Raw genomic sequence first — 8,656 nt, 5'->3', positions numbered from 1 at the left:
CAATGTTGGGAACTTAGCGTCAACTTAAATGAATTATACCTGTATGTATTAAAATATGTTCTTTAAAAATTAAATAGTAAAAAATTATATCGCCTTATTGCAGAATTTATGGTATAGTTTAATAGACCTATACAGGATAGGCCTTTCAAAATGGCTATATCTTGTGTATGTGTTTAGAGAACGGATTTTCTTGTGTGAATGTGTTTCCGGTCTCTGTTCTTTTTAGAGCGTTCATAGCATCTGCCAGGGTGAATCTGTGAACGCTTTTTTGATGCTTTTATGATTAAATTCATGATAACTGGCAGTATTTCCATGGACATAAAAAGGAACTTGGGCATAAGAGCTTTGACTTCGCCTATGATAAAAGTCCTTTTTGCCTGATATGCCCATTTGTTTTTTACAAATGCTTTTTCCCTTACAATGTTGTCAGCTTCTGTTTTGACAAGCGCTGCAATATTGGAGAATAACAGGTTTATATATAATTCCTGCTCAATAGAATTACAGCTTGTCCCTGTAAATTCTTCCAGTTCCCACCAGTCTTTTAGTTCCCTGTATTTTGTTTCGATATTCCAGCGTTCAAAATAAAGGTTATATAACAAGGATGGAGAGATAGATGGATTTATAATATTAGTTACCAGATACTCATTTGCTTCCTTGGACTTTTGGGGCAGAGGAACTTTTACAACCCGGTAAAGGATCGGTTTGCCATTTGCGGAAGTAGCTGTCCATGAAAAATCATCGGAACCTAATTTGCAAAATTTATTGTCTTTTCTTAAACGCATCAAAACGTTGCATCCATTGGAAACCAGGTCCTCATATAATTCTTTTGAGTAATATCCACGGTCAAAAATGAGCAGGGCATTGTCGGCAAGGTTCAGTTCCTGCAGCCGGGTCCAGTGCTCTCTTGCCGGATCACGTTCGCCGGCCGCTTTCGTATATATCTGTCCATCAATTATCTGGTCGAGAAAGACATCATAAATAGTTGAGAGCAGACCTTCAACCCAGAAAACATCATGATTGTTGCAGCTGGTAATAGCCCCAAATTCCGCAGAGGTATCATTGGACAAGGGAATCTCCAGTGTAGACCCATCAACAGCAAAAACACGGTATCCAAACCAGTTTTTTGGACAGTCAAGGTGTGTATAAACCATTTCAACCTGTTTATCCAAAAGTTCTTTGAAAAGATCCGGCAGAATTCCTTTTCTGGCTTTTGAAACAGCCTGCCTGGAAACATCAGGAAAATCAATGTCCGGAAGCTGGCGCTGAAGATCAGACAATTCAATATCCATGGAACGTTTTTTTGAATGGACAAGATAAGCAACAACCTGTTTCAATGTCAGTTTACGATATCGCACAAAAGAATTTGGACGTCGAAATCGTTCAAGAAATTCATCGGAATTAATCCGTTCATGTAGCTGTGTCAAAATCAAAGAAATTAAATCATAATAATTCATGGCATTATCTCCTAAAAAAGTATATATTCAAGAGGCTGCGCCGCAAATTTTGACCAATTTGTCAAGTAGACATAGTGCTGATATTTTACGCTCGAAATTGTATATTTTTACTATTTGATTTTCAAAGAACAAGTAAATCGATTTAAAGTCCTTAAGTTGACGCTAAGTTCCCAACATTGGGGTCAGACTCAGACATTTTACAAAAGATATGTTTAAGGAACTTTATTTTCAGCACTGGCCGGTGGAATTAAAATACAAAGAATTAAAGAGCCGCTTTGCTATGGAAGAGTTTTCCGGTGCTACTGCAACTTCTATCATTCAGGAATTTTATATCAATATGCTTCTTTCAAATCTTGTTTCCCTTATCAAGAATGACGCAGATGAAGAAATAGACATCACTTCCAAAAGTTCCAATAAATTTCGTTATCAGGCTAATCGCGCATTTATCATCGGACGGATCAAGATCATCTTTCCAAAGATCCTCTGTGATCTGTCTAAACTCTCAGTTATTGAGAAGCTGTACAAAGAAGCTGTCCGGTGCCGTTCACAGATCCTTCCTGGAAGATCATTTCAAGAAAAAAATTAAAGTCAAAAGGACGTTCACATTTTAGAAATAAGAAAGCTGCCTTGTAAATAAAAACACTGTTACATTTAAGCTCTATTTAAGTGCGCCTTTTTGGTGAATTTTCTAACTGGTTGAGGATTAATCCTGCATTTTTGCGGTAAATCATAGTATATAATTAGGATAAAATCTGACGATTTTCCTTAAGTTGACGGTAAATTGACCACATTGGGGTCAGACCCTGGAAGTCTGTCGGCTTTTTTCTTCTCTCTTTCCACTCTATATCCGATTTTATAATTCTTTTATAGATCTTTTAGCTCTGCTTTATTCTTTTTAGCTGTACTTCATAGGGTCAGACCTAGACATTGACCCTGACATTCTTTAATATCTTTTAACAAATCATCAACGCTAATGATTTTTCTATTATGTTGATCGTAAATTATTTTTTCACAGAAGAAACAATTTCCATCTGATTTTTCTAAGACCACATTGGGGTCAGACCCCAATGTGGTCCGTCAAAGGTGGACGTCATCAGTATCGTAAAAGCACTTGAAGCACTCAGCTCATATGTAACATTGTAAATGAAACAGATAATCCGGCAGGAAATCTGCCGGATTGCACAAAAATGCCAATGACACAAAACTCAGCAGATCTGTGACATGGGAGCAAATCTGATCAGTGACAAACTGAGAAATCAGCAACACTTCCCACTTGCCACTCTATACCCGATTTTATAATTCTTTTATAGATCTTTTAGCTCTGCTTTATCCTCTTTAGTTGTACTTCACAGAGTCAGACCCCAACGTTCACTCAATAGAACCATTTAATCTTATCGTATTATATATTTACCTTTTATAAGGCGAAGGAGAATATAAACATAGCTGAATTCTCCTATCGCTTACTAAATCAATTTCTATTTTTTCTTCCCACTTGCCACTCTATACCCGATTTTATAATTCTTTTATAGATCTTTTAGCCCTGCTTTATCCTTTTTAGTTGTACTTCGTAGGGTCAGACCCCGGAAGGCTCCTTATTGTGTTCATATTGCTTTAACTGAGCATCCTTAACACATACAGATTCGTAATTTCTTTATGTTATACTTCCTTTAGAAAACTTTTAGAACATATTTACTCATTTTATTATTATTTCAAAGGGTCTGACCCAAATGTCGGAAATTCTTCTCTCTTTCCACTCTATTTCCGATTTTATAATTCTTTTATAGATCTTTTAGCTCTGCTTTATCCTCTTTAGTTGTACTTCATAGGGTCAGACCCCGACATTCTTTATGTTTAGTTTGCGGATTGCTTTATGGCAGCCCCTGTTGGGTCTGAATCCCATCATCTCATCATAAAACATTGGTTCGAATACTGCTTCCAGTATCCTGCGCAGTGCTTCCTGTACCAGCTTGTCTTCATAACAGTAGATACTAAGTGGCCGCATCTTCCCATTGTCCTTTGGTATTTCTACCAGTCTTGCTGGTTTAGGCTTATAGGATTTCTTCTTCAAACTTTCTATAAGGGCTTCTAGATTTTCTTCCAGATTTCTTCCGTATTCTTCTTTAGTAACTCCATCTATTCCTACGGCTTTCGTTCCATCCATCTGGACATGACAGTTCTCAAGCATCTCCTTATTAATAAGATGCCCCAGTGATGTAAAGACCATGTCTGGGTTTTCTTTTGATAATTGTGATATTCTCGCCAATTTCGTTTCCATTAGTTCCCCTATCTCTGTGTATAGCTAATGTTTCCTCTTTGATATAGTTTCGCAGGCCAGAACTGCGAGGCACAGTTCTCTCTCGACTTCCCTCCGGTATTTATTTTGTTCATACCTTCACCGGTACTGTTCGGGCCTCCGACTACCTGCACTTCGTTTGTCTTTCTTCTTTTGGTTGGCGGACATACTTTTCATTTACACACTCTGAAAAGAAAATGCAGGTCCTCTCCAGTTGACATATAGTCCCTGTCTGACATGAATAGTTTCAACAACACCGCAGAGGCATGCAAAATCTCACCATAACGATAAGTGCATATATTGTCTTCCACCCTGACCACGGTGTCGACCCTCTGATACTTTGGGATTTCGGTGCTCCATAGCTATCCCTGCTATCTTGCTGTCTACGCTTAGCCTGCGCGTTACCGTAACAGACTCAAGACTCGCTTCAAATGCTGTGGTTAGCAGCTTATTTGATGGGGCTTCCACCCACCGGACTATATACCCTTTGCTGGACGCACGGTCAGACCCCAATGTGTTCTATTTCTATACCCGATTTTATAATTCTTTTATAGATCTTTTAGCCCTGCTTTATCCTTTTTAGTTGCACTTCATAGAGTCGGACCCCAATGTTGGGAACTTAGCGTCAACTTAAGGACTTTAAATCGATTTACTTGTTCTTTGAAAATCAAATAGTAAAAATATACAATTTCGAGCGTAAAATATCAGCACTATGTCTACTTGACAAATTGGTCAAAATTTGCGGCGCAGCCTCTTGAATATATACTTTTTTAGGAGATAATGCCATGAATTATTATGATTTAATTTCTTTGATTTTGACACAGCTACATGAACGGATTAATTCCGATGAATTTCTTGAACGATTTCGACGTCCAAATTCTTTTGTGCGATATCGTAAACTGACATTGAAACAGGTTGTTGCTTATCTTGTCCATTCAAAAAAACGTTCCATGGATATTGAATTGTCTGATCTTCAGCGCCAGCTTCCGGACATTGATTTTCCTGATGTTTCCAGGCAGGCTGTTTCAAAAGCCAGAAAAGGAATTCTGCCGGATCTTTTCAAAGAACTTTTGGATAAACAGGTTGAAATGGTTTATACACACCTTGACTGTCCAAAAAACTGGTTTGGATACCGTGTTTTTGCTGTTGATGGGTCTACACTGGAGATTCCCTTGTCCAATGATACCTCTGCGGAATTTGGGGCTATTACCAGCTGCAACAATCATGATGTTTTCTGGGTTGAAGGTCTGCTCTCAACTATTTATGATGTCTTTCTCGACCAGATAATTGATGGACAGATATATACGAAAGCGGCCGGCGAACGTGATCCGGCAAGAGAGCACTGGACCCGGCTGCAGGAACTGAACCTTGCCGACAATGCCCTGCTCATTTTTGACCGTGGATATTACTCAAAAGAATTATATGAGGACCTGGTTTCCAATGGATGCAACGTTTTGATGCGTTTAAGAAAAGACAATAAATTTTGCAAATTAGGTTCCGATGATTTTTCATGGACAGCTACTTCCGCAAATGGCAAACCGATCCTTTACCGGGTTGTAAAAGTTCCTCTGCCCCAAAAGTCCAAGGAAGCAAATGAGTATCTGGTAACTAATATTATAAATCCATCTATCTCTCCATCCTTGTTATATAACCTTTATTTTGAACGCTGGAATATCGAAACAAAATACAGGGAACTAAAAGACTGGTGGGAACTGGAAGAATTTACAGGGACAAGCTGTAATTCTATTGAGCAGGAATTATATATAAACCTGTTATTCTCCAATATTGCAGCGCTTGTCAAAACAGAAGCTGACAACATTGTAAGGGAAAAAGCATTTGTAAAAAACAAATGGGCATATCAGGCAAAAAGGACTTTTATCATAGGCGAAGTCAAAGCTCTTATGCCCAAGTTCCTTTTTATGTCCATGGAAATACTGCCAGTTATCATGAATTTAATCATAAAAGCATCAAAAAAGCGTTCACAGATTCACCCTGGCAGATGCTATGAACGCTCTAAAAAGAACAGAGACCGGAAACACATTTCACACAAGAAAATCCGTTCTCTAAACACATCTACACAAGATATAGCCATTTTGAAAGGCCTATCCTGTATCAGGTCTTATTAGACTATACCATAAATTCTGCAATAAGGCGATATAATTTTTTACTATTTAATTTTTAAAGAACATATTTTAATACATACAGGTATAATTCATTTAAGTTGACGCTAAGTTCCCAACATTGGAGTCTAGAGGCACTATGAAGTGCAAATAAAAAGGATAAAGCAGAGCTAAAAGATCTATAAAAGAATTATAAAATCGGAAATAGAGTGGAAAGAGAGAAGAAAAAAGCCAGAGTTCCTGCTATAATACTTACATCAATGTTTGAGGCACTTTTTTCTGTTCCTTTTTTTAAATGGCACTGCTCTGGCAGTTCTTTTGGACCACATTGGGGTTCTGACCCCAATGTGGTCGAATCAAAAAACGTTTAGAAAAATTGCTTAAAAGAAACGATTTACTATTCATCTGAAAAAATACGCAGAATACCGGAACTCAGGCAGAATGCAGGTCTTACCACACCGCTTCTGGCAGGGCTTGTTCATACGAAACTGTATCTGCCTGCGACCGGGGCAGGCGTGCCATATACCAGTGGATTCAATACTGCGTCCGGTGTGGCATCAATTGTAGCAGCAGATGAAGGCGATGAAGAATCCAGAGTCCTTTACAATAACGGAGACGGAACCTGGATCGATGAGAACGGAAATCTTTATGAAGAGTAAATGAAAAGAAACGTTTTCCGTAAGCAAATAAGGGAATGGAAAACATTTCTTTTTTTATAAAATGTTATATGAGATATAAAAGCTATTTTGAAATATAATTATTTGATAAGAAAGACATTTTTATTTTACAACAAACAGACATTTTTATGATAAAATATCGATAAAAATAATTTTGGACTGTAACAAAAGTCGTTGCAGTGTCTAAACTACATCAAATGGATACGGAGGAAGAAATGTGCGGGATTTGTGGATTTACAGGTTACAGACAGGATCAGAAGACAGTAATTGAAAGGATGATGAAAGCCATTGAACATAGAGGCCCGGATAGTGAAGGCTCTTTTTGCAGGGAGAAGATTACGCTGGGCTTTCGAAGACTTAGTATTATTGATTTAGAAGATGGGCAGCAGCCTATGGAAAGTGCGGACGGAAACCTGCATATTGTTTTTAATGGGGAAATCTATGATTATAAGGAACTGCGGGCAGAACTTGAGGCTTCCGGCATTTCTTTCTGTACCCATTCTGACACGGAAGTTCTGGTAAATACCATTCAACAGTATGGTGAGAAGGCACTGGATAAGCTCAGGGGAATGTTTGGGTTTGCAGTATGGAATGAAAAAGAGCAGACTTTGATGCTTGCAAGGGATTTCTTTGGAATTAAGCCTGTGTACTGATGCCGAAATAGATGGACATTTTGTATTTGCTTCTGAAATTAAGAGTATTCTTGCATTTCCAGGCTATGAAAGAAAAGTAAATCAGAAGGCCCTGGAGCAGTATTTGTCATTTCAATATGCCCCTCTGGAAGAGACCTTTTTTAAGGGAATCTATAAACTTATGCCCGGACATATGCTTTTATATAAAAACGGAAACTATGAAATAAAGACTTATTTCAAAACAAAGCTTACACCTGGCAAGTGGAACCGTAAGACGAATATGGATCAGCTGCGGAGCCAGCTTGCAGAGATTTTAAGGGATTCGGTGAAGCACCACATGTTAAGCGATGTGGAAGTCGGCGCGTTTTTATCCGGGGGAGTGGACTCCGGGTATCTGGCTTCTGCCTCCGGTGCAGATCAGGCATTCACAGTGGGATTTGATGAGGGAGACCGATATAGTGAAGTAAACAAAGCTGCCAAAGTGGCAGAAAAAGCAGGATTGAAACACCATGTGAAAATCATATCCAAGCAGGAATTCTGGGATGCCCTTCCAGATGTGATGTATCGATATGGATGAACCACTTGGGGATGCCTCTGCAGTTGCACTTTATTTTCTTTCCAAAGAGGCTGCCGGACATGTTAAGGTAGTCCTTTCCGGGGAAGGCGCAGATGAACTTTTCGGTGGATACAATATTTACAGAGAACCTGAAGCATTAAAGAAAGTTGCCTGGATTCCGTTCGTGCTCAGACGCGCTGTCAAAAAACTGGCTGCAAAGCTGCCAGACGTGAAAGGACGGGATTTCCTTATCCGCGCAGGAATGAAAGTAGAAGAACGCTTCATCGGAAATGCATATATTTACTGTGAAAAAGAGAAAGCACAGATTTTGAAAAATAAAGTAACAGGACCTTCCACGCAGGAATATTTAAGTCAATTTTATGAAGAGCTTGAGTCAGAAAACAGAGGCTCACTTCAAGACATGGAAAAAATGCAGTCTGTAGATCTGAACTACTGGCTTCCTGGCGATATTTTGCAGAAAGCAGATAAAATGAGCATGGCACATTCCCTGGAAGTCAGGGTACCGTTTCTGGATAAAGAAGTTTTTAACTTTGCAGCAAAGCTTCCGAAAGAAGCCAAGATTGCAGCAGGTACAACCAAATATATTTTCCGTAAAGCTGTTTCAGAATTTCTTCCACAGGAAACCAATGAACGGAAGAAACTTGGTTTTCCCATTCCAATCCGTGTGTGGCTGCGGCAGAATGACTGGTATCAGATGGTAACAGATTTATTTACCTCGAAAGAAGCAGAAGAATTTTTCCATACAGAGAAACTGCTCCAGCTCCTGAACAACCATAAAGATAAAAAAGCAGATAACAGCCGTAAAATCTGGACAGTTTTAACATTCCTTATCTGGTACGATAGATTTTTTACTACATGTTCGAAGTGAGAGAGTTGGTTATGAGACGGTAAACATGTAAATGT

The 8,656-nt window shown here is 38.8% G+C and carries 8 protein-coding genes; 6 read left to right on the top strand and 2 right to left on the bottom strand.

Annotated features, from left to right (window positions below; all coding sequences use genetic code 11):
• Nucleotides 1-173: 173 nt before the first annotated feature.
• Nucleotides 174-1,454 (bottom strand): IS4 family transposase, encoded by a 1,281-nt coding sequence (locus AC058W_RS00055; RefSeq protein WP_118248162.1) that lies wholly within the window; start codon nucleotides 1,452-1,454, stop codon nucleotides 174-176.
• 208 nt (nucleotides 1,455-1,662) lie between these two features.
• Here AC058W_RS00055 and AC058W_RS00050 point away from each other — a divergent pair, with 208 nt between their 5' ends.
• On the top strand, nucleotides 1,663-2,040 hold the full coding sequence (locus AC058W_RS00050) for a hypothetical protein (protein WP_118248085.1): 378 nt from the start codon (nucleotides 1,663-1,665) through the stop codon (nucleotides 2,038-2,040).
• Nucleotides 2,041-3,282: 1,242 nt separating this feature from the next.
• Here the strand turns inward: AC058W_RS00050 and AC058W_RS00045 are convergent.
• Nucleotides 3,283-3,729 (bottom strand): reverse transcriptase family protein, encoded by a 447-nt coding sequence (locus AC058W_RS00045; protein ID WP_243098921.1) that lies wholly within the window; start codon nucleotides 3,727-3,729, stop codon nucleotides 3,283-3,285.
• Between the two features lie 803 nt (nucleotides 3,730-4,532).
• Here AC058W_RS00045 and AC058W_RS00040 point away from each other — a divergent pair.
• From AC058W_RS00040 to AC058W_RS00020, 5 genes are all read left to right on the top strand, one after another.
• Nucleotides 4,533-5,873, top strand: coding sequence for an IS4 family transposase (locus tag AC058W_RS00040; RefSeq protein WP_479389503.1), 1,341 nt, complete (start codon nucleotides 4,533-4,535; stop codon nucleotides 5,871-5,873).
• Nucleotides 5,874-6,382: 509 nt separating this feature from the next.
• A complete protein-coding gene (locus AC058W_RS00035; RefSeq protein WP_173704898.1) occupies nucleotides 6,383-6,526 on the top strand; it encodes a hypothetical protein in 144 nt (47 codons plus the stop codon).
• A gap of 233 nt (nucleotides 6,527-6,759) precedes the next feature.
• Nucleotides 6,760-7,197, top strand: coding sequence for a hypothetical protein (locus tag AC058W_RS00030; RefSeq protein WP_479389502.1), 438 nt, complete (start codon nucleotides 6,760-6,762; stop codon nucleotides 7,195-7,197).
• Nucleotides 7,175-7,753: an asparagine synthase-related protein gene (locus AC058W_RS00025; RefSeq protein ID WP_479389501.1), complete on the top strand. Its 579-nt coding sequence runs from the start codon at nucleotides 7,175-7,177 to the stop codon at nucleotides 7,751-7,753. Before AC058W_RS00030 ends, AC058W_RS00025 begins: the two co-directional genes overlap by 23 nt.
• Nucleotides 7,746-8,621: an asparagine synthetase B family protein gene (locus AC058W_RS00020; RefSeq protein ID WP_479389500.1), complete on the top strand. Its 876-nt coding sequence runs from the start codon at nucleotides 7,746-7,748 to the stop codon at nucleotides 8,619-8,621. Before AC058W_RS00025 ends, AC058W_RS00020 begins: the two co-directional genes overlap by 8 nt.
• Nucleotides 8,622-8,656 lie beyond the last annotated feature (35 nt).

It is taken from the genome of Blautia sp. CGZ-1-C1, assembly GCF_056504575.1.
The sequence above is the reverse complement of the archived record's forward strand: the minus strand, read 5'-3'. Positions and strand labels throughout refer to the sequence as shown.

What these genes read in the sequence shown, in the direction of transcription:
- AC058W_RS00055 (WP_118248162.1), bottom strand. Translation starts at nt 1,454, where the DNA reads ATGAATTATTATGATTTAATTTCTTTGATTTTGACACAGCTACATGAA.
- AC058W_RS00050 (WP_118248085.1), top strand. Translation starts at nt 1,663, where the DNA reads ATGTTTAAGGAACTTTATTTTCAGCACTGGCCGGTGGAATTAAAATAC.
- AC058W_RS00045 (WP_243098921.1), bottom strand. Translation starts at nt 3,729, where the DNA reads ATGGAAACGAAATTGGCGAGAATATCACAATTATCAAAAGAAAACCCA.
- AC058W_RS00040 (WP_479389503.1), top strand. Translation starts at nt 4,533, where the DNA reads ATGAATTATTATGATTTAATTTCTTTGATTTTGACACAGCTACATGAA.
- AC058W_RS00030 (WP_479389502.1), top strand. Translation starts at nt 6,760, where the DNA reads ATGTGCGGGATTTGTGGATTTACAGGTTACAGACAGGATCAGAAGACA.
- AC058W_RS00020 (WP_479389500.1), top strand. Translation starts at nt 7,746, where the DNA reads ATGGATGAACCACTTGGGGATGCCTCTGCAGTTGCACTTTATTTTCTT.